Origin of the sequence: Gracilibacillus halotolerans (genome assembly GCF_014206945.1) — a bacterium.
Taxonomy (GTDB): domain Bacteria; phylum Bacillota; class Bacilli; order Bacillales; family Amphibacillaceae; genus Gracilibacillus; species Gracilibacillus halotolerans.
On record NZ_JACHON010000006.1, the window covers coordinates 1 to 21,683 of the forward strand.

The 21,683-nt window shown below is 38.3% G+C and carries 23 protein-coding genes, 1 rRNA gene and 2 other annotated features; all 24 genes read left to right on the forward strand.

All coding sequences use genetic code 11. The annotated features are described in order from the left end of the window. Window positions 1–157: 157 nt before the first annotated feature. The 24 genes from rrf (at window position 158) to rplJ (ending at window position 21,668) form a co-directional block, all read left to right on the forward strand. Window positions 158–273, forward strand: a 5S ribosomal RNA gene (rrf, locus tag GGQ92_RS08215). Window positions 274–421: 148 nt separating this feature from the next. Then, complete coding sequence (locus GGQ92_RS08220; RefSeq protein ID WP_184246965.1) at window positions 422–1,597, forward strand: GNAT family N-acetyltransferase; 1,176 nt, start codon at window positions 422–424, stop codon at window positions 1,595–1,597. A gap of 292 nt (window positions 1,598–1,889) precedes the next feature. Continuing rightward, window positions 1,890–2,588: an MgtC/SapB family protein gene (locus GGQ92_RS08225; RefSeq protein WP_184246968.1), complete on the forward strand. Its 699-nt coding sequence runs from the start codon at window positions 1,890–1,892 to the stop codon at window positions 2,586–2,588. Between the two features lie 120 nt (window positions 2,589–2,708). After that, window positions 2,709–3,173 (forward strand): CtsR family transcriptional regulator, encoded by a 465-nt coding sequence (locus GGQ92_RS08230; protein ID WP_184246971.1) that lies wholly within the window; start codon window positions 2,709–2,711, stop codon window positions 3,171–3,173. 11 nt (window positions 3,174–3,184) lie between these two features. Further along, window positions 3,185–3,730, forward strand: a complete 546-nt coding sequence (mcsA, locus tag GGQ92_RS08235) for a protein-arginine kinase activator protein McsA (RefSeq protein ID WP_184246975.1) — start codon at window positions 3,185–3,187, stop codon at window positions 3,728–3,730. After that, on the forward strand, window positions 3,720–4,793 hold the full coding sequence (mcsB, locus tag GGQ92_RS08240) for a protein-arginine kinase McsB (RefSeq protein ID WP_184246979.1): 1,074 nt from the start codon (window positions 3,720–3,722) through the stop codon (window positions 4,791–4,793). The genes mcsA and mcsB overlap by 11 nt, the downstream gene beginning before the upstream one ends. Before the next feature lie 4 nt (window positions 4,794–4,797). After that, window positions 4,798–7,224: an ATP-dependent protease ATP-binding subunit ClpC gene (gene clpC, locus GGQ92_RS08245; protein WP_184246982.1), complete on the forward strand. Its 2,427-nt coding sequence runs from the start codon at window positions 4,798–4,800 to the stop codon at window positions 7,222–7,224. 314 nt (window positions 7,225–7,538) lie between these two features. Next, complete coding sequence (gene radA / locus GGQ92_RS08250) at window positions 7,539–8,912, forward strand: DNA repair protein RadA (protein WP_184246985.1); 1,374 nt, start codon at window positions 7,539–7,541, stop codon at window positions 8,910–8,912. A gap of 67 nt (window positions 8,913–8,979) precedes the next feature. After that, window positions 8,980–10,080, forward strand: a complete 1,101-nt coding sequence (locus GGQ92_RS08255) for a PIN domain-containing protein (protein WP_184246988.1) — start codon at window positions 8,980–8,982, stop codon at window positions 10,078–10,080. A 454-nt stretch (window positions 10,081–10,534) separates the two neighbouring features. Then, window positions 10,535–11,230, forward strand: a complete 696-nt coding sequence (ispD, locus tag GGQ92_RS08260) for a 2-C-methyl-D-erythritol 4-phosphate cytidylyltransferase (protein WP_184246991.1) — start codon at window positions 10,535–10,537, stop codon at window positions 11,228–11,230. Next, window positions 11,227–11,709: a 2-C-methyl-D-erythritol 2,4-cyclodiphosphate synthase gene (gene ispF, locus GGQ92_RS08265; RefSeq protein WP_184246994.1), complete on the forward strand. Its 483-nt coding sequence runs from the start codon at window positions 11,227–11,229 to the stop codon at window positions 11,707–11,709. Before ispD ends, ispF begins: the two co-directional genes overlap by 4 nt. 52 nt (window positions 11,710–11,761) lie before the next feature. Next, the gene (gltX, locus tag GGQ92_RS08270; RefSeq protein WP_184246997.1) at window positions 11,762–13,228 is read left to right on the forward strand and encodes a glutamate--tRNA ligase; all 1,467 of its coding nucleotides are present in this window, start codon (window positions 11,762–11,764) and stop codon (window positions 13,226–13,228) included. A 69-nt stretch (window positions 13,229–13,297) separates the two neighbouring features. Further along, window positions 13,298–13,548 (forward strand) — a binding site (T-box leader). Window positions 13,549–13,763: 215 nt separating this feature from the next. Continuing rightward, window positions 13,764–14,429 carry a serine O-acetyltransferase gene (gene cysE / locus GGQ92_RS08275; protein WP_184247000.1) on the forward strand — a complete coding sequence of 222 codons (666 nt, stop codon included), beginning with the start codon at window positions 13,764–13,766 and terminating at the stop codon, window positions 14,427–14,429. After that, window positions 14,410–15,807 (forward strand): cysteine--tRNA ligase, encoded by a 1,398-nt coding sequence (cysS, locus tag GGQ92_RS08280; RefSeq protein ID WP_184247003.1) that lies wholly within the window; start codon window positions 14,410–14,412, stop codon window positions 15,805–15,807. The genes cysE and cysS overlap by 20 nt, the downstream gene beginning before the upstream one ends. 2 nt (window positions 15,808–15,809) lie before the next feature. Then, the gene (locus GGQ92_RS08285; protein WP_425486390.1) at window positions 15,810–16,217 is read left to right on the forward strand and encodes a Mini-ribonuclease 3; all 408 of its coding nucleotides are present in this window, start codon (window positions 15,810–15,812) and stop codon (window positions 16,215–16,217) included. Next, window positions 16,214–16,963, forward strand: coding sequence for a 23S rRNA (guanosine(2251)-2'-O)-methyltransferase RlmB (gene rlmB, locus GGQ92_RS08290; RefSeq protein WP_184247009.1), 750 nt, complete (start codon window positions 16,214–16,216; stop codon window positions 16,961–16,963). Before GGQ92_RS08285 ends, rlmB begins: the two co-directional genes overlap by 4 nt. Next, window positions 16,963–17,472, forward strand: coding sequence for an NYN domain-containing protein (locus GGQ92_RS08295; protein ID WP_184247012.1), 510 nt, complete (start codon window positions 16,963–16,965; stop codon window positions 17,470–17,472). Before rlmB ends, GGQ92_RS08295 begins: the two co-directional genes overlap by 1 nt. 105 nt (window positions 17,473–17,577) lie before the next feature. Continuing rightward, entirely contained in the window at window positions 17,578–18,222 is a 645-nt protein-coding gene (gene sigH / locus GGQ92_RS08300; RefSeq protein WP_184247312.1) for an RNA polymerase sporulation sigma factor SigH, read from the forward strand. An 83-nt stretch (window positions 18,223–18,305) separates the two neighbouring features. Beyond that, window positions 18,306–18,452: a 50S ribosomal protein L33 gene (gene rpmG, locus GGQ92_RS08305; protein ID WP_184247015.1), complete on the forward strand. Its 147-nt coding sequence runs from the start codon at window positions 18,306–18,308 to the stop codon at window positions 18,450–18,452. A gap of 38 nt (window positions 18,453–18,490) precedes the next feature. After that, on the forward strand, window positions 18,491–18,670 hold the full coding sequence (gene secE / locus GGQ92_RS08310; RefSeq protein ID WP_184247019.1) for a preprotein translocase subunit SecE: 180 nt from the start codon (window positions 18,491–18,493) through the stop codon (window positions 18,668–18,670). 318 nt (window positions 18,671–18,988) lie between these two features. Then, window positions 18,989–19,525 (forward strand): transcription termination/antitermination protein NusG, encoded by a 537-nt coding sequence (gene nusG / locus GGQ92_RS08315; protein ID WP_184247024.1) that lies wholly within the window; start codon window positions 18,989–18,991, stop codon window positions 19,523–19,525. Window positions 19,526–19,687: 162 nt separating this feature from the next. Further along, window positions 19,688–20,113, forward strand: a complete 426-nt coding sequence (gene rplK, locus GGQ92_RS08320) for a 50S ribosomal protein L11 (RefSeq protein ID WP_184247027.1) — start codon at window positions 19,688–19,690, stop codon at window positions 20,111–20,113. 131 nt (window positions 20,114–20,244) lie between these two features. Continuing rightward, window positions 20,245–20,940: a 50S ribosomal protein L1 gene (gene rplA, locus GGQ92_RS08325; protein WP_184247030.1), complete on the forward strand. Its 696-nt coding sequence runs from the start codon at window positions 20,245–20,247 to the stop codon at window positions 20,938–20,940. Between the two features lie 63 nt (window positions 20,941–21,003). Next, window positions 21,004–21,141, forward strand: a sequence feature (ribosomal protein L10 leader region). A 26-nt stretch (window positions 21,142–21,167) separates the two neighbouring features. Then, window positions 21,168–21,668 carry a 50S ribosomal protein L10 gene (gene rplJ, locus GGQ92_RS08330; RefSeq protein ID WP_184247033.1) on the forward strand — a complete coding sequence of 167 codons (501 nt, stop codon included), beginning with the start codon at window positions 21,168–21,170 and terminating at the stop codon, window positions 21,666–21,668. Window positions 21,669–21,683: the final 15 nt, after the last annotated feature.

Sequence of the window (21,683 nt, forward strand, 5' to 3'; positions counted from 1 at the left end):
TTGATAGGTTCGAGGTGGAAGCATGGTGACATGTGAAGCTGACGAATACTAATCGATCGAGGACTTATCTATACTACAATGATTGTACGTTTTGATACTTGTCAAAAATATCTTATCCAGTTTTCAGGGTATAGAAATCCTGAAAAAATATATACTGTCTGGTGGCGATAGCGAAGAGGTCACACCTGTTCCCATACCGAACACAGAAGTTAAGCTCTTCAGCGCCCATGGTAGTTGGGGTTTTACCCCTGCGAGAGTAGGACGTCGCCAGGCAACTGAAAAAACTCTTAAGCATTAGTGCTTAAGAGTTTTTTGTATGTTTAAAACTGCTTAATTGCTTGTAAGTTCTTTAATAATTGTGTCTGTGTTATAATACTTAGTCAAAAGTTATTGTATAACGTAGAGAGGGTGGACAACTAAAATGCCTGATATTCGAAAAATTGATACACATATAAATGAAGAGATTTTACGTATGTCGGAATACGCTTTTCAGTATCGTCTAACTGAAGCCGAATTTAAGAGAAAGAAAAAGGATATTCAAAATCATAGTGTTTTTGGTTCCTTTGAGGAAGGAAACCTAGCAGCAAAAGTACATATTATTCCATTAGAAGTTTTTATTAATCGTCAAACTTATAAAATGGGTGGAGTAGCTGGTGTAGCAACATGGCCAGAATATCGAAGAAGTGGACATGTGAAGGGGTTATTAAAGCAATCCCTACAAGATATGAAAGAAAAAGGTCAGGTATTATCATTCTTACATCCATTCTCAATTCCTTTTTATCGAAAATATGGTTGGGAATTAATATTTGAGCAAAAGAAATTAAAAATTCCAATCAATGATTTACGGAAAAAGTGGAATATAGATGGAAAGGTTAGAAGAACGCCATTTAATGAGGATGCGATATCTGTCATTCAGCCAGTATATGAGAGTTTTGCGAAAAATTACAATGGTCCATTGACTCGTGATATTAACTGGTGGATGAATAGAATTTGGAATGAAGATTTAGTCGTTGCAATCGGTTATAACGAGAAGGATGAGGCGGATAGCTATATTATCTACAAAGTGAAAAATCGTATATTTCAAGTAGAGGACTATGCTTATCATTCTTTATTTGGTCTAAAGAGAATATTAGAATTTATGTCGAATCACGATTCTATGGTAGATTATATCGAAATTAAAGTACCTGCAAATGAGAAGATGGATTTACTATTTCAAGATCGACAATTAGAACAACAGGTCAAGGCTTATTTTATGGGGCGTATAGTAAATGTCGAGAAGTTTTTACAACAATTCCCTTATAAAGCATCAGAGGGTTTTAAGCCATTTCAATTACGTGTAGAGGATGCCTTTATGCCTGAAAACTCAGGGACCTATGTATTTGAACAAGATCAACACACTATAACAATAAAGAAGCAAGATAATACAGATTACCCTGTTATTGAGTGTTCTGTTCAACAATTAACAGCAATCATGTTAAGTTATCAAACTGCTCAAGAGCTCGCAGCAATGGGACTAATTACAGGAGACGAGCAATCTATCGAACAATTAAATAGTCTTGTTCCAGTGCAACAAACCTATATGCCAGATTTCTTTTAAACGTATTTCTGTTAAGTCTCTAACTATTAGAGGCTTAACAGATTTTTTATATTTTGACCAAAGCGTGAGGTATATCAATCTCTCTACAATAACGCTTGAAAGCAATATTTTAAAGTAAGGATAAATATATTTAAAAAGTAGTGAATATTTTGTATAATAGAAACCCTTCAACACATGGAACTTTATGGGAATGCCTTTACTTGAAATTAAATAAAACTGTATGCTTCGTTCTACTCGGGTTTACTACGAATAAAAATGGGATATTACATGGAGGAAGGAGTGGAATTAAAGAGTGATAGAAGAGATTTTTGACCCACAATTTACTGAATCAATTGTAAAAATTTTAATTGCTTTAGCCTTATCTGGGGTTATTGGTTTTGAGAGAGAGATTAATAAGCATTTCGCAGGATTTCGTACCCATATATTAGTTGGTGTGAGTGCATGCTTGATGATGTTATTATCGATTAATGGTTTTGAATATTTTATTGAAAAATATGATAATGTACGTTTTGACCCTGCACGTATCCCTTCCTATGTCATAAGTGGAATTGGTTTTCTAGGTGCAGGTACCATTATGGTCAATCGAGGTACGATTCGAGGATTAACTACAGCAGCCTCTATTTGGGCAGTGGCTGGATTAGGTTTAATTGTAGGGATAGGGATGTACAAAGAAGCAGTATTTACTACCATCATCATTCTTATAAGCTTAATTGTACTAAATAAGTTTGAAATTATATTACATCGTAAGGAACATCAAATATCCTTTGAAGTAAGAATCTCCAATCAACAAGAACCATCTGCTTTTATGGAAAAAATCCAAAGTTTTTCTATAGATATTAAAGAAGTAAACATTTCTCAAGAAGATGAAAATACGACAAAAATCAAAATGTTTATAAATGCGAAGCATCGAAAAAACAAAGATAATTTGTATGTATGGCTAATGCAGCAAAAAGAAGTCGAAAGAATCATGATTAAATTTCATGGCGAGTAGGTTTATTGATAGTTGATAAGGTAATAATATGAAGAGATGATATTGTTGGCAATGACTTCTGATTTGAGTATAATAGACGTATAGTCAAATATAGTCAAAGTCAGATTGGAGGCGGGAAGCATGCGCAATATTTCCGATGTTATAGAAGAATACTTGAAGGAAATCATACAGCGTAATGACAAACAAATCATTGAAATAAAGCGAAGCGAAATTGCGGATCAATTTGAGTGTGTGCCCTCGCAAATTAATTATGTCATCAATACAAGATTTACCTTGGAAAAAGGTTACTTAGTAGAGAGTAAGCGCGGTGGCGGAGGGTTTATTCGAATTAGTAAAGTAACCAATGAAGATAAAGCAAAGCTTATTGACGAAATCCTCCTCATGGTCCAACCAAAAATCTCTCAACAAAAAGCAACGAACATTTTAGAGCGATTATTAGAAGAAGAGCTAATCACCAGTAGAGAGGCAAGGATTATGCTCCATGCGATAGAACGGGAGACATTACCATTCCAATTGCCGATTCGTGATGAACTTAGGGCAAGGATATTATCAGCAATGCTACAGGCTTTGAAATATCATTTCTAGGAGGTGAGTTGATGGAATGTCAAGAATGCCATCAAAATCCCGCAACGATTCACTTTACCCAAGTGATTAATGGTGATAAGAATGAAATACATGTATGTGAAAAATGTGCTGTTGAGAAAGGTTATATTCATCATAAAGAAGAGCCTTACTCATTGCATCACTTACTCTCAGGGTTATTTCACTTCGATACAGACTTAATGCAGCAGAGTCAACAAAATAAAAAAGCAACGCTGACTTGTAATAATTGTGGAATGACGTACCGACAGTTTGCGAAAATAGGTAAATTTGGTTGTAGTCAATGTTATTTAACATTTAACGAACATTTAAACCCTCTATTACGTCGTGTACATGGTGGAAATACAATGCACGAAGGGAAAATACCTAAACGACAGGGAACAAGCATTTATCAACGGAAGCAATTACGTGATATGAGGGAAAAATTAAGAAATTTGATAGAAGAGGAAGCTTTTGAAAAAGCTGCAGAGGTTCGTGACCAAATTAAAGAATTAGAGCGAACGATAGGTCAGTCGGAAGAAGGTGAACATGATGGGTCTTGAGCACTTTATGAATGAAGCGATTAGCCCATGGCTTAAAGAAGAAGGACCAGATAGTGACATTGTAATGAGTAGTCGAATTCGTTTGGCTCGGAATCTAGATGGGGTTTCTTTTCCGCTTATTGCAAATGAAAAACAATTAGAAGAGATTCTGTACTTTGTAGAAAAGGAATTCAATCAACGGTCTTACGCATCTTATTCAGATTTTGAATTCCTCCGATTATCAGAGTTAAAACAAATTCAAAAGCAAGCACTAGTTGAAAAACACTTAATAAGTCCTCATTTAATTGAAAGATCCGATAATGCGGCAGTATTAATCTCTAAAAATGAGCAAGTCTCCATCATGGTAAATGAAGAGGATCATATACGAGCGCAATTATATTTTCCAGGATTCCAGCTAGAACGGGCATTAAAGGAATCTTTTCAAATAGATGATTGGTTAGAAGAAAAATTAGACTTTGCTTTTGATGAAAAATTTGGTTATTTAACGACTTGTCCCACAAATGTCGGTACAGGCATGAGAGCCTCTGTTATGATGCATCTACCCGCACTTGCCATTACAAGCAGGCTAAACCGAATGGTACCAGCTATCAACCAAATTGGCTTGGTGGTGCGAGGGTTGTACGGAGAGGGAAGTGAAGCACGAGGTAATATCTTTCAAATTTCGAATCAAGTAACACTAGGGAGATCAGAAGAAGATATTATTGAGGACTTGAATGGAATTGTGCAGAAATTAATTGAACAAGAAAGAGAAGTGAGACAAAATTTAGTTCAAGAAACTCCAATAGAATTAGAAAATAAAATTTATCGTTCATTGGGGACTCTAAAGTACAGCCGAATCATAGAATCAAAAGAAGCTGCGCAATGCTTGTCGGATGTGCGACTAGGGATTGACCTCGGTTTTATCCATAATATACCGAGATCTATCTTGAATGAATTAGTTGTATTAACACAGCCAGCATTTTTACAGCAATATGCGAAAAAAAGGCTATCTGCAAGTGAAAGAGATATATTTAGAGCTTCGCTTATCCGCGAACGACTTACATTAGAAGAGAAGGAGGAATGATGAGATGATGTTTGGACGATTTACCGAAAGAGCACAGAAGGTACTAGCATTATCACAGGAAGAGGCAGTGAGATTAGGCCATAACAATATAGGAACAGAGCATATTTTACTCGGTCTAGTGAATGAAGGAGAGGGTATTGCAGCTAAAGCACTCCATGCAATTGGGCTAGGTGCAGACAAAATACGAGAAGAGGTAGAATCTCTCATCGGAAAAGGGAATCATGTATCTCAATCCATTCACTATACACCTCGTGCAAAGAAAGTCATCGAATTGTCCATGGATGAAGCACGTAAACTGGGTCATTCTTATGTGGGGACAGAACATATCCTTCTCGGTTTAATACGTGAGGGAGAGGGAGTTGCAGCTAGAGTTCTTAATAACCTAGGTGTAAGCCTAAATAAAGCTCGTCAGCAGGTTCTGCAGCTATTAGGCAATACAGAGTCAAATGGGTCTCAAAACGGCCGTAATAGCCAATCTAATAGTGCAAGCACTCCAACCCTTGATTCCTTAGCACGTGATCTGACGGCAATTGCCAAGGAAGGTAAAATTGATCCTGTTATCGGTAGGGAAAAAGAAATCGAACGTGTTATTCAAGTATTGAGTAGAAGAACGAAGAATAACCCTGTACTAATTGGTGAGCCAGGTGTCGGTAAAACTGCGGTAGCAGAAGGGTTAGCGCAACAAATTATTAATAACGAAGTGCCGGAAACATTACGTGATAAACGTGTCATGACGTTAGATATGGGGACCGTTGTCGCAGGCACTAAATACCGCGGTGAATTTGAAGACCGTTTAAAGAAAGTAATGGAAGAAATACGACAAGCTAACAACGTCATTTTATTCATTGATGAGCTTCATACATTGATTGGTGCTGGTGGAGCAGAAGGAGCGATAGATGCTTCTAACATATTAAAACCATCTCTTGCGCGTGGAGAGCTTCAATGTATTGGTGCTACTACGCTAGATGAATATCGTAAATATATCGAGAAGGACGCAGCATTAGAGCGCCGTTTCCAGCCAATTCAAGTGGATCAACCATCTGTAGAGGAATCCATTCAAATCTTAAAAGGTCTACGTGATCGCTATGAGGCACATCACCGCGTTACGATAACAGACGATGCGATTGAAGCGGCAGCGAAACTATCAGATCGATATATTACGGATCGCTTTTTACCAGACAAGGCGATTGATTTAATCGACGAAGCAGCTTCTAAAGTCCGTTTACGCTCTTACATCACACCACCTAACTTAAAAGAATTAGAGCAACAGCTTGAGGAAGTTAGAAAAGAAAAAGATGCCGCTGTACAAAGTCAGGAATTTGAAAAAGCTGCTTCTCTCCGTGATAGCGAACAAAAGTTACGCCAAGAATTAAAAGAGACCGAAGCGAAGTGGAAAGAAAAGCAAGGACAAGAGAACAGTGAGGTAGTAATTGAGGATATAGCTAGCGTTGTTTCTCTATGGACTGGAGTGCCTGTAGCTGCTCTAACAAAGGATGAGAGCGAGCGACTGCTCAACTTAGAATCAATCCTTCATGATCGTGTAGTAGGCCAGGATGAGGCTGTTAAAGCTGTTTCTCAGGCTATTCGCCGAGCAAGAGCCGGGTTAAAAGACCCGAAACGTCCGATTGGTTCCTTTATCTTTTTAGGTCCAACTGGGGTTGGAAAAACCGAATTGGCTCGTGCATTAGCGGAAGCAATGTTTGGCGAAGAGGATGCGATGATCCGAGTCGATATGTCCGAATACATGGAAAAGCATACGACTTCTCGTTTAGTAGGATCTCCTCCAGGTTATGTTGGCTATGAAGAAGGCGGACAATTAACAGAGAAAGTAAGACGTAAACCTTATTCTGTTGTCCTCCTAGATGAGATCGAAAAGGCACATCCTGAAGTATTTAATGTTCTATTACAAGTATTAGAAGATGGCCGATTAACGGATGGGAAGGGTCGTACGGTAGACTTCCGTAATACTGTACTCATTATGACCTCCAATGTAGGTGCTTCTGAACTAAGGAGAAATAAATATGTAGGCTTTAGTCTTGGAGATGAGCAACAAAACTATAAAGACATGAAAGATAAAGTTACAGATGAACTTAAAAAAGCCTTTCGTCCAGAATTTTTAAACCGTATTGATGAGACGATTGTCTTCCACTCTCTAGAGAAGAAGCATATGCGCTATATCGTCGATTTAATGGTAAATCAACTACAAGACCGTTTGAAAGAACAAGAGATTAACTTTACTCTCACAGAAAAGGCACTTAATCATATTGCTGAGGAAGGATTTGAACCAGAATATGGAGCAAGGCCTTTACGCCGGTCTATTCAGAAAAATGTAGAGGACTTACTTTCAGAAGAATTGCTAAAAGAAAACATTAAAAAAGGTGAACAAATCACGATAGATATCAATGACAGTGGTAAATTCACTATTCAGTAGAATTCCATAAAATGAATGCTATTGGAAAAGGACACTAGTGCCAATTAACAGTATTGGCGCTAGTGTCTATCCCTCTTTTTACATAATGTTTACACGTAGTAATTAGGCTAAAAACTGGCTTCATTAGCTGACCAGCTTTCTCCAAATGCTTTATCCCTCGAGTCAATGTAGTAATCTTCTATTTTTCCATGAGTAAATCTGTTTATATGAAGATATTTTTTTACACTTTTTCCATACAACCTTAAAGAAATTGATAGATGTTTGTAACTTCATAGATATGTTTATCGTATATAATAGTAGAGGAGAGTTATAAATTGGTGAAACGAAAAACGAAGTTTGTATGTCAGTCATGTGGATACGAATCGCCGAAATGGATGGGGAAATGTCCTGGGTGCCAAGAATGGAATACATTAGTGGAAGAAGAGACTGTAACCTCTTCTAGAGGAAATTGGGCGATGCGTTCGACGACCACACCCCAAAAGCCGATGACAATTAGCTCAATTTCATCGGAGAAAGAGCCGAGAATTACGACGAGTATGCAAGAACTAAATCGCGTATTAGGTGGAGGAATCGTACCAGGATCGTTAGTTTTAATTGGGGGGGATCCGGGTATTGGAAAGTCGACGCTTCTTTTGCAGGTCTCTAACCAACTAGCTGAAAAGCCATTGGATGTTCTTTATATTTCGGGAGAAGAGTCGGCGAAGCAAACGAAACTAAGAGCTGAAAGACTAGGGATTACTAGTGGGAACTTATATGTATTATCTGAAACTAATTTAAGAGATATAGCTAGTCAAATTAATGAATTACAGCCAAAATTTGTCGTCATCGACTCGATTCAAACGATCTATAAAGAAGAAGTTACGAGTGCACCAGGTAGTGTTTCGCAAGTTCGCGAATCTACAAGCGAATTAATGAAAATCGCTAAACAGCAACATATACCTATTTTCATTGTAGGTCATGTGACAAAGGAAGGCTCCATCGCGGGACCGCGTCTTTTAGAGCATATGGTGGATGCTGTGCTGTACTTTGAAGGAGAGCGACACCATACGTATCGAATTTTGCGTAGTGTAAAGAACCGATTCGGTAGCACGAATGAGATGGGTATATTCGAAATGAAAGAAGAAGGTTTGACGGAAGTGCTCAACCCATCCGAGATGTTCTTAGAGGAGCGTTCACAGGGTGCTGCAGGCTCTACGATTGTTGCTTCGATGGAAGGGACAAGGCCTGTTCTTGTAGAAATACAATCGCTCATTTCACCTACGAGCTTTGGTAATCCGCGGAGAATGGCGACAGGTATCGATTATAACCGTGTCCCGTTATTAATGGCTGTCTTAGAAAAAAGGGTCGGATTAATGCTCCAAAACCAGGACGCCTATGTAAAAGTGGCGGGTGGCGTTAAATTGGACGAGCCTGCTATTGACTTGGCTGTCGCAGTATCTATTGCATCCAGCTTTAGGGATCTTCCTTCACAGAAAGACGATGTCCTCGTCGGAGAAGTTGGTTTGACTGGAGAAGTTAGAAGAGTGTCACGAATAGAACAACGAGTCCAAGAGGCTGCGAAGCTTGGATTTAGCCGAGCAATTATACCAGCTAGAAATCTAGATGGCTGGAACCCTCCGAAATCAATCGAAGTGATCGGTGTTCATTCTGTCCAAGAAGCCATTCAAAAAACTTTAGGGAATGGTTAAGTAGTTGAAAAAGCAACGTTTAAAATATGAGAAACAGGAGAGAATGGAAATAGGAGGTGAAAAAGTGGTGTTAAAGCGATTTGTGCAATTATTTTTTATTATAGCTGGAGGAACGGCAGGATATTTATATATTCCGAGATTGATGGAGTTACTAGGTTTCTCTGGAGATACGTGGATTGTGTCAACACCAACCGGTCCATATGTAGGTCTAGTAATCGGCGCAATTATTCTATTTGTCTTATCTCTGTGGCTTGCTGATTACATTGTTAACTTTTTTACGTGGATTGAAGAATCACTAATAAAGCTACCAGTGGCAGACCTATTGTTCGGAAGCTTAGGGATTATTATCGGTCTAATCATTGCTTATTTTCTTACCAGTCCTATCCAAGCAATTGAGTTAAAAATAGTCTCGCAAGTTTTCCCTATTTTTCTAAGTATTTTGTTAGCTTATTTTGGCTTTCAAGTCGGGTTTAAACGAAGAGATGAATTCTTAAGTTTATTTGCCTTACCTAGAAGGGAAAAAAGAAGACCGGTTCAGGAAGAAGCGGAAAAAGGTGTACCTAAACCAAAAATTTTGGATACGAGTGTCATTATTGACGGAAGAATAGCAGATATCTGTCAAACTGCCTTTTTAGAAGGTTCTATTTTAATACCTCAGTTTGTATTGGAAGAGCTTCAACATATAGCGGACTCATCCGATACGTTAAAACGTAATCGAGGAAGAAGAGGACTTGATATACTGAATCGTATGCAGAAGGATCTCCCGGTTAGTGTGGAAATCTATGAAGGTGATTTTGAAGATATTCAAGAGGTAGATAGTAAGCTAGTAAAACTCGCTAAAGTATTGAACGGTATAGTTGTAACGAATGACTTTAATTTGAATAAGGTTTGCGAATTTCAACATGTACAAGTTCTAAACATTAACGATTTGGCTAATGCCGTTAAACCGGTAGTCCTTCCTGGAGAAGAGCTCCACGTACAAGTTATTAAAGACGGTAAAGAGCAAAATCAAGGTGTTGCTTATTTAGATGATGGAACAATGATTGTAGTAGAAGAAGGCAAGACATATATGGGTAAAACAATCGAGGTAATTATTACGAGCGTTCTCCAGACTTCTGCTGGAAGGATGATCTTTGCAAAGCCGAAATTGCTTGAAAAAGCATTGTAAAAAAGGTATAACATAGTAAGGATAGAAAGTGATAACGTATGGTTATCACTTTTCTGTTTTGTTCTGGAATGGGGCTGAGACAGAAGTATTTTTATAATTCTAGAACCAAATATTATAACAACGCCTTGTCAAAAAACTTCGCTTTCCGCAGGCAACGCCTCAACTAATTACAAAAGCTTTCAAAGAACTTTTGTAATGGATTTTCGGCTGTTGCTTTTCCTGCAGGAGTCTTGTATTTTGACTCGGCTTCTAGTATGCTCCTATATCATGCTTTTGTGTTATCTATTTTGGTTTTGACTTAATCACTTTTCTGTTTTATAAAGAAGTCCCCTTTAATTTGGATAGCAGTGGGTGATTTTGTTCATTTATCCTACATAGAAAATAATGTTATCCGGCTATCTTAGAGCAATTTATATAAAAAGCAATGGGTCGGTAATATAGAAGAGGTGACCAAATGGTACCATATGTTGCTATTGTTTTAGCGGCAGGTCAGGGAAAACGCATGAAGGCCGGCAAAAATAAGCAATTTATTGAGTTGGACGGAAAGCCGCTCATCATTCATACGTTATCTCGATTTTTGGATGATGAATGGTGTACGAATATTAGACTTGTAATCCAGCCGTTTGATTTAGAAGAAATAGAAGCTTTACTCAGAACCTATCAAATTCGAGAGCGAATTGAGTTAGTGCACGGTGGGGAAGAACGGCAACATAGCAGTTACTTAGGCTTGAAGTCACTCCAAGCAGAAAGTGACCAAGTCGTAATGATTCATGATGGTGCTAGACCGTTTGTTAGACAAAAATATCTCCATGAGCTCGCAAAAAAAGCAAAAGACACAGGTGCTGCACTTCTGGCTGTTCGAGTTACAGACACAATTAAGCAACGAAATAACCAGCAGTTACAAACGCTGAACCGTGAGACTCTATGGGCTGCTCAAACCCCACAGGCATTCACGTATAACAAAATCATGGAAGCACACGAGCGAGCAAAAGATGAAGAATTTTTAGGGACGGATGACATCTCTCTTTTAGAGCGTATGTCACACCCGATTGATATTGTGGAAGGTAGTATTGAAAATATGAAATTAACCACACCGGACGACATTTTAAGAGCGAAGTGGTTACTGCAAGAGTGGAGGGAAGAGGAATGATTCGAATAGGTCAAGGATTTGATGTACATGAATGGGCGGATAATCGACCGTGTATCATTGGTGGAATAGAAATTCCGTTTGAACGGGGATTAATCGGACATTCAGATGCTGATGTATTATTACATACGATAACCGATGCTTGTTTAGGTGCAATTGGTGAAGGAGATATCGGACGACATTTCCCAGATACAGATCCAGCATACAAAGATGCCGATTCACAAGTTTTATTAAAAGAAGTATGGAAAATGGTCAAGGCTAGAGGGTATGAGTTAGGAAATGTGGACTGTACAATTATTGCTCAAGCACCGAAGATGGCGCCTTATATCGAGGATATTCGTAATAATGTAGCTCGATTATTAGAGAGTTCTGTAGAAGACGTGAATGTAAAAGCTACAACGACGGAAAGACTAGGTTTTACGGGAAGAGAAGAAGGTATTGCTGCATTAGCGGTAATATTGTTACGTAAAACTGAAGGATAGTGGTAAAATAATGCCATGACAACAATCATTGTTTAAAAGCGGAGGGATGAAAATGAGCAATCGAGTACGTGTTAGATATGCACCTAGCCCAACAGGTCATTTACATATTGGGAATGCTCGTACAGCTTTATTTAATTATTTATATGCAAAGCATTTTGATGGAGATTTTATTATTCGAATTGAAGATACAGATGAAAAGCGAAATGTAGAAGGTGGGGAAGAAAGCCAACTAAAGTTCCTTAAATGGTTAGGTATCGAATGGGATGAAGGTGCGGATATTGGTGGTGAGTACGGTCCTTACCGTCAGACAGAACGATTAGATATTTATAAAAAATATGTAGACGAGCTTTTAGAAAGAGGCCTTGCCTACAAATGTTATATGACGGAAGAAGAACTAGAGCAAGAACGTGAAGAACAGAAAAGTCGTGGTGAAGTCCCGAAATATTCAGGGAAGCATCGTGATTTGACAGAGGAACAAGTACAACAATTTGAAGCAGAAGGTAGACAACCGAGTATTCGCTTCCGAGTTCCTGAGAATAAAACATATACGTTTAACGACATTGTTCGGCAAAATATTACATTCGAATCTAGCGATTTTGGAGATTGGGTAATCGTTAAGAAAAATGGTGTCCCTACGTATAATTTCGCTGTAGCGATAGACGATCATTTAATGGGTATTACACATGTTATGCGTGGTGAAGAACATATATCGAATACACCGAAGCAGCAAATGATCTATGAGTCATTCGGTTGGGAAGCACCAAAATTTGGCCACATGACGCTTATTCTGAATGAAAACCGTAAAAAGTTAAGTAAACGTGATGAACACATCTTGCAGTTTATCGAGCAATATAAGAATCTTGGATTTGTTCCGGAAGCTCTGTTTAACTTCATTACACTCTTAGGATGGTCACCAGTTGGAGAAGAAGAATTATTTACAAAAGAGCAGTTTATCGAGATGTTTGACCCTGACCGACTCTCTACATCTCCAGCAATTTTTGATCCGACAAAATTAAAATGGATGAATAACCAATACTTAAAGCAAGCGCCTCTAGAAAAAGTTGTAGAGCTAAGTCTTCCACATTTAATTGAAGCTGGCAAGCTACCTGAGAGTATGGACGAAAACCAAAAAGAATGGGCAATTAATCTAATTGGCTTATACCATGAACAACTATCTTACGGTGCAGAAATTGTCGAATTAACAGAGCTCTTCTTTAAGAAAGAAGTAGATTATGATGAGACGTCTTTAGACGTACTTAGAGAAGAACAAGTACCTGAAGTGTTAGAAGTATTTATGGCGAAATTAAACGAAATAGAAGAATTTTCACCAGAAGCAATCAAGACTGCAATCAAGGCTACACAAAAAGAAACGAAACAAAAAGGTAAAAAGCTATTCATGCCAATCCGTGTTGCTTCTACGGCAGAAGTACATGGACCTGAATTGCCAAACGCTATTTATTTATTAGGCAAAGAGACAGCTGTGGCTCGCGTTGAAAATGCTCTTCAAATAATTAAATAATGCTATTTTATTTCGTAAAACAAAATAGTAGCAATTCTACATGTAGTAACTATAATAATATATAAGAAATAGTGAACGTTGATGAGGAAAAGTAAAATGATTTGGATCCTTACAGAGAAAACCATCTAGGCTGCGAATGGTTAGGGTCGTTTCTTTTGAAATGCACCTCGGAGTTTTGTCCAGAACCAATAGTTAGTATGGGCAAACGGAATGCCACCGTTATTGGCGTAAGAGGGGGAATACTGTCTGATCTTGCAGTATTTGATTGTATGTTTCCTATATCCCCAAACAGAGTGGAACCGCGCTAAGGCGTCTCTGAGTGTATCTCAGAGGCGTCTTTTTCTGTTGTCTTATTCTTTTGTGGCCTTAAGTAATGCTTTTCTGTGGCAAAGAATGCCACGCAACGCCTTGCTTAAGCGTATGAAAATCAGATCACATGGGGTTGCAACATGTAAGCGATGCAATAATTTCTAAAAATATCAGTTAATTTTTAAGATAGAAAACCTTTAAAAGTTAACAAAGGAGGGGATGGTCAGTGGGCTTTTTTAAAATGCTAAAAGAAGACATGGACGTTGTCTTTGACCAGGATCCAGCAGCAAGGTCTTATATAGAAGTCTGCCTTACGTATTCTGGGCTCCATGCGATATGGAGTCATCGAATTGCACATGGTTTTTATCGAAAAAAGTTTTTCTTTATAGCACGTCTAATCTCACAAATAAGTCGTTTCTTTACCGGGGTGGAAATCCATCCAGGAGCAAAAATTGGCCATCGCTTTTTCATCGATCATGGGATGGGTGTCGTCATTGGTGAGACGTGTGAAATAGGCGATAATGTGACCATCTATCAAGGTGTAACCTTAGGGGGAACAGGTAAAGAAAAAGGCAAAAGACACCCGACGATTAAAGATAATGTATTGATTGCTACAGGTGCTAAAGTATTAGGATCGATAACAATTGGAGAAAATTCTAAAGTTGGTGCAGGATCGGTTGTTTTAAAGGACGTTCCAGATCATGCTACGGTAGTAGGCATACCAGGTAGGGTGGTTGTGCAAAATGGAGAAAAAGTAAAAGACCTCGATCATCACAAACTACCAGATCCAATGTATGAATTATTAAATCGAATGGATACTGAAATAAAAGAGCTACAAAAGGAAATAGCTGCTTTGAAAGGAGCAAAACACAATGACGATCAAAGTATTTAACACGTTAACTCGTCAAAAAGAAACATTTGAACCAATAGAGGAAAACAAAATAAAAATGTACGTGTGTGGGCCTACAGTTTATAACTATATTCATATAGGTAATGCACGTCCTGCTATAGTGTTTGATACAGTAAGGAGATATTTCGAATATAAAGGTTATGATGTGGATTACGTTTTAAACTTTACGGATGTAGACGATAAATTAATTCGAGCGGCAAAAGAGCTTGGTGAGGAAGTGCCTGTAATTGCCGACCGTTTTATTCAAGCTTATAAAGAAGATGTTGGAGCATTAGGGGTGAAGGAAGCCGTTCATCACCCTCGTGTGACAGATACGATGGACGACATTGTTGCCTTTATTCAAACACTTATCGATAAAGGTCACGCTTATGAATCAGAAGGTGACGTATATTTTAAGACACGTTCTTTCGACTCTTACGGGAAGTTGTCGCAACAATCTATTGATGAACTAAGAGCAGGAGCAAGGATCCGTGTTGGAGAGAAAAAACATGATCCATTAGACTTTGCTTTGTGGAAAAACACAAAAGATGGGGAAATTAGTTGGGAAGCGCCATGGGGAGTAGGCCGACCAGGCTGGCATATTGAATGCTCCGCAATGGCTAAGAAGTATCTTGGAGATACGATTGATATTCATGCTGGTGGCCAAGATTTAACCTTCCCTCATCATGAGAATGAGATAGCGCAATCGGAAGCTGCGAACGGGAAATCTTTCGCTAACTATTGGATGCATAATGGGTACATTAATATAAACAACGAAAAAATGTCAAAATCACTTGGGAATTTTGTGTTAGCACATGACTTAATCCAAGAACACGACCCAAGAGTTCTACGCTTCTTTATGTTAAGTGTGCACTATCGCCATCCAATTAACTTCAGCGAAGAATTGTTAGAGAGCGCTCAGAATAGCTTTGCTAGAATCGAAAACGCCATCCAAAACCTGGAACATCGTAAAAATAGTAGTATGAATTTGACCGAGGACAAGGACGTATGGTTAAAAAAGATAGATGCATTAAAACAACAATTTGAGCAAGAAATGGATGATGACTTTAACACAGCTAATGCAATTGCTGTAATGTTTGATTTAGTAAAAGAAGCAAATATTTATGTGAATTCGAGCCACACTCATACAGAGGTGATTGAACATTTCTTGGAGACTTTTGACCTGTGGTTAGGCATATTAGGTATACCGGACAAAGCTACAGAACTTCTAGATGAAGAAATAGAAAGTCTTATCCAACAGCGTGAAGATGCAAGAAAAAATCGTGAATTTCAACTTGCAGATCAAATCCGAGATGATCTAGTAGAAAAAGGAATTATTCTTGAAGATACACCGCAAGGAACGAGATGGAAGCGGGGCTAATGATGACACGAGTAAAAGCCAATGAATTAAAAAGCTTAGCACTTGCTTATATGGGTGATGCTGTATATGAGAAGTATGTTCGAGAGCATCTAATTGAACAAGGGAAAGTAAAAGTACAAGAATTGCACTCTTTAGCTATTACGTATGTAAAAGCTGATGCGCAAGCCAATGTTTTGAAAGAATGGCTTGCGCAAGAGAAATTAACGACAGAGGAAACACAAATTGCAAAGCGAGGCCGCAATGCAAAGTCAGGTTCGACTCCTAAAAGTACTACTGTCCAAACATATCGATACAGCACAGCTTTTGAAGCATTGATAGGCTTTTTATATTTAGACGGACAAATAGATCGCTTAGAAGAACTCATTCAACTTGCTATTGAAAAGGTAGAGGAAGGAGTGGAAATGGAATGAATGGTGAATGGATCTATGGAAAAAACACAGTAATAGAGGCATTGCAATCGCCTCGAGCAATGGAGCAGCTTCTTTTAGCAGAAAACTTAAATCCACAGTTAGCAAACAAGCTTCGAGCTTTAGCGAAACAAAAAGACACATTGATTAAATCCGTACCGAAAAAGAAGCTCGACCAAATGGTAGAAGGAAATCACCAAGGGATTGTTGCGCTAGTAGCTGCTTACGAATATGCGACGTTAGATGATTTATATGATCGAGCTAACAGCAAGGGAGAGTCACCTTTCTTTTTAATATTGGACGAGATAGAAGACCCACACAATCTAGGTTCTATCCTTAGAACAGCCGATGCCACAGGAGTTCACGGATTAATTATACCAAAGAGAAGATCAGTAGGCTTAACGGAGACAGTAGCGAAAACTTCCGTTGGTGCGATTGAGCATATTCCTGTTGCTAGAGTGACCAACATCGTTCAAACTATTAAGGAGTTAAAGGAACAAAATATATGGGTAGTTGGCACAGAAATGAAGGCAACGGAGGATTATCGAAAGTTGGACGGAAGTCTACCAATAGCTCTTGTTATTGGTAATGAAGGAAAAGGAATCAGTAGACTAGTGAAGGAGAATTGTGATTGGACGGTAAGCCTTCCGATGAAAGGTCATGTGTCATCATTAAACGCCTCTGTTGCGGCTAGTCTTCTCATGTATGAAGTGGTAAGAAAAAGGGACGCTAACGACGGTGAACAATAATGGATGTATTACTAGTAGATGGCTATAACATTATTGGTGCGTGGGATGAGCTAAAGAGATTACGTGATGAGGATTTAGATCAAGCTAGAAATTTACTCGTGGAAAAGATGGCGGAATATGGTTCTTATAGAAAGAGGCGGGTCATCGTTGTATTTGACGCCTATGAAGTGAAGGGAATTGAAAATAAACAAAAACACTTTAATGTGGAAATTATTTTCACGAAAGAGCAAGAAACAGCAGATGAATGTATCGAACGCCTTATAAAAGAGTTAAAAAATGTTAAAACAAAAGTGTTTGTTGCTACATCTGATTTTGCAGAACAAAGAACTATATTTGGCCAGGGTGCTTACCGAATTTCTGCACGAGAGCTAGCAATCGAGGTTCAAAATATTGAACATGAGATCGAGCAGGATATTAAATTCCATCAACATCAAACAGTACGTAGCACAATACCATTGGAAGAAGATATAAGAAAATTGTTTGAAGACTGGAGACGAGGTAAGAAATAAGATGCGGTTGACGGTTGTAAAGCGCTTACTGTATAATAATGTTATTACTAGTATCTAATACCTATATTATATGGTACATAACCAGAAGGAGTTCTAGTGACCGTCATGCGTACGAAAAATAGAGAGGTTCAATTTAAGAAATTAGACGATAATGAATTGGTGCTTCTTGCTCGGGAAGCAGATTCAGATGCCTTAGACTATTTAATAAATAAATATAAACCTTTCGTGCGCGCCAAAGCGAAATCTTATTTTCTCGTAGGAGCAGATCAAGAAGATATTGCGCAAGAGGGTATGATTGGATTATTTAAAGCGATTCGTGACTTTCAATTTGATAAGCTCTCTTCCTTTAGAGCCTTCGCTGAGCTCTGCATTACTCGCCAAATCATCACAGCGATTAAAACAGCGACAAGGCAGAAGCATATACCATTAAACTCGTATGTTTCGTTGGACAGGCCTATTTACGAGGAAGATTCAGAGAGAACTTTAATTGACGTTATAGAAGCTTCGGTTACGATAGATCCTCAAGAAATGCTTGTAACACAAGAGGAATATGGAGATATGGAGACGCGACTTGCTGAGATTTTGAGTAAGCTAGAACGGGAAGTTCTCAACCTTTATTTAGAAGGGAAAAGCTATCAAGAAATATCTGTGCAATTAAAGCGCCATCCAAAATCCATTGATAATGCTCTACAAAGAGTAAAACGGAAATTAGAGAAATATTTAGAGGAAAGCGACCTACAAATCATTTAACCTATCGTTGACAGTGTAGTTTCGTCATGCTACATTTAAATAAAATAAATTCTATTAACAGGTCTGGATGAGGTGGACAAACATTGGCAAAAAAGGTTACGTTAGCCTGTGAATTCTGCGATAGCAGAAATTATAGCACAGATAAAAATGATGCCAATTCCAAAAGAATGGAAGTAAAGAAATTTTGCAAAAGATGCAATCGACATACCATCCATCGTGAAACAAAATAGCTGGACCAGGAGCAGAAGACAGTTTGGAGGAATCTTTTGTGAAGCCATTTAGTTTTTTGAAAAATGTAAATCGAGAAATGAAGAAAGTGTCTTGGCCTAGAGGTCCAGAACTTACTCGATATACAATTATCGTAATTTTTACTGTATTGTTTCTTACAGTGTTCTTTGCAGTCATTGATCTTGGAATTACGCAATTATTAAACTTATTATTTGAATAATTTCTGCTTTCCTATGTTATACTGATACTGACGAAGACGTTTGGTGTGAAATGGAAAAGAAATTGTTTTTTCTTTAAAGAATTTCTTTAAAGAATGTAATAGATAAATAATTATATACGACTATATCGAATAGAGAACCCGGTTAACGGGTTTTTTTATACGAAGAAATAGACATCTTTTTCATTAGAAATGCAGTTACATATTTCAAATTATGTACTTGTATGGTTTCATAAAGCGGAAGTTTTCACGAGAATGAACGAAAAATCTTTAACGTTAAAGCGTATAAGGGAGGGACGGGCGTAAGGTAGCCCTCAATCAATGGAGAAAAAATGGTATGTCGTCCATACGTATTCAGGTTATGAGAATAAGGTAAAAACGAATCTAGAGAAACGTTTAGAATCAATGGGAATGGAAGATAGAATCTTTCGTGTTTTGGTCCCAGAAGATGAAGAGACCGAAATGAAGGACGGGAAAAAGAAAGTTACAAAGAAAAAAGTATTCCCTGGTTATGTGTTAGCAGAAATGATTATGACAGATGATTCTTGGTATGTTGTAAGAAACACACCTGGTGTAACAGGATTTGTAGGTTCAGCTGGAGCTGGATCTAAACCAACTCCTCTATTAGAAGAAGAGGTAGAAACAATCCTAAAACGAATGGGCTTTGAGAAGACGGTAGTAGATGTGGACTTTGAAGAAGGCGAGACTGTTGAAGTTGCAGACGGACCGTTTGATGGATTCTCTGGGAAAGTGGAAAGCATTGACTTAGACAAACAGAAAGTAAAAGTACATGTTAATATGTTTGGTAGAGAAACTCCGGTAGAACTAGATTTTGCCCAAGTTAAAAAGCTATCTTAATTAGTGATAAACGAGTTTCTTATCATAAGCACTTGCAATAACTGAAAAAAAATGCTAAAATTCTTATGTTCTTTATGCCTCGAGTGTAAGGTGTATTTACATGAAAAGAGTGGGAGGGTATAAACCCTATTACCACATCACGGACTTAAGGAGGTGTGTCTCGTGGCTAAAAAAGTAGAAACAGTTGTTAAACTACAAATTCCGGCAGGAAAAGCAAACCCAGCACCGCCAGTTGGACCGGCTTTAGGTCAAGCAGGTATTAATATTATGGGATTCTGTAAAGAGTTTAACGCTAAAACACAGGATCAAGCTGGTATGATTATTCCAGTAGAAATTACGGTGTTCGAAGACCGTTCATTTACATTTATTACAAAAACTCCACCAGCGGCAGTATTGCTTAAGAAAGCAGCTGGTATTGAATCAGCTTCAGGTGAGCCTAACCGTAACAAGGTAGCAACACTTAAGCGCGATAAAGTAAAAGAAATCGCAGAACTGAAGATGCCTGATTTAAACGCTGCTGATGTAGAAGCTGCAATGCGTATGGTTGAAGGTACAGCACGCAGCATGGGAATTACGATTGAAGACTAAATCTCACGTGCGTGAAGCTTAATGGGAAGGCTGCGGAAGTGGAGAACAAATTCATCAACCGCAGCTTTTTTCTGTTAAGTTGCTTATTAAGTGGGAGGTATAACCGCTAAAACCACAGAGGAGGAAGAAAATTGGCAAAGAAAACTAAAAAACAACAAGAAGCATTAAAACTTGTTGATCGTACAAATGAATATGATGTAAAAGAAGCTCTTGAGTTAGTGAAAAAAGCAGCAACAGCAAACTTTGATGAAACAGTAGAGGCTGCTTTCCGTTTAGGTCTAGATCCTAAAAAAGCAGACCAGCAAATCCGTGGAGCAATGGTGCTTCCACATGGTACTGGTAAAACACAAACTGTTCTTGTATTTGCTAAAGGTGATAAAGCGAAGGAAGCAGAAGCTGCTGGAGCTGATTATGTAGGAGATCAAGAACTAATTGAAAAAATCAACCAAGGTTGGTTCGGTTTCGATGTAGTTGTTGCTACACCAGATATGATGGCTGAAGTAGGGAAATTAGGTCGAGTTCTTGGACCAAAAGGATTGATGCCTAACCCGAAAACAGGTACAGTAACATTTGAAGTAGAAAAAGCAGTGAAAGAAATTAAAGCAGGTAAAGTAGAATACCGCTTAGATAAGCAAGCGAATGTTCATGTTCCAATTGGAAAAGTTTCATTCGATATCGACAAGCTTGTTGAAAACTATACTGCACTAATCGAAACAATTGTTAAAGTAAAGCCTAACGCTGCAAAAGGAACGTACATCCGTAACGCGGCGGTTTCATCTACGATGGGACCTGGTGTGAAAATTAATACTTCTGAATTCGTGAAATAATTTTCCGCTTGACTTCAAGGCCTACTTTTAATATAATTCACAAGGGTACGATACGTAACCATTAAAGTTAAATACATTATACCGTAGACAGCAGGTGCTATTGCTTAATATCCTGCCGAGGTGTTTCTGGATAAAAGGTGCAGTTCTCTGTGCCTAACTAGAACCTCCCATGTCTACGGGAGGTTCTTTTTCTTTAACGGTATAATGAAGTTGCAGGAGGTGGAACAATGTCAAAAGTAATTGAAGCAAAAAAACAAGTTGTTACTGAAATCGCAGATAAATTACGCGAAAGCCAAACTACTATTTTAGTTGACTACCGTGGGTTGACTGTATCAGAAGTAACAGAATTGCGTTCTCAACTTCGCGAAGCAGGTGTTGAATTTAAAGTTTACAAAAACTCTATGACGCGCCGTGCTGTAGAAGAGGTAGAACTAACAGACTTAAATGATATTCTTACAGGACCAACAGCAATTGCGTTCAGTAAGGATGACATTATTGCCCCAGCCAAGATTCTTAGCAATTTCGCTAAAGACCATGAGGCTTTAGAAATTAAAGGGGGAGTAGTAGAAGGTTCAGTTGCTACGCTTGATCAAATCAAAGAGCTTGCTGATCTTCCAAACTACGAAGGTATGGTATCTATGCTTCTTAGTGTACTTCAAGCTCCAATCAGAAACTTCGCATACGCTACGAAGGCTGTTGCAGAGCAAAAAGAAGAGCAAGGCGCATAAAAAAACGAATTATCT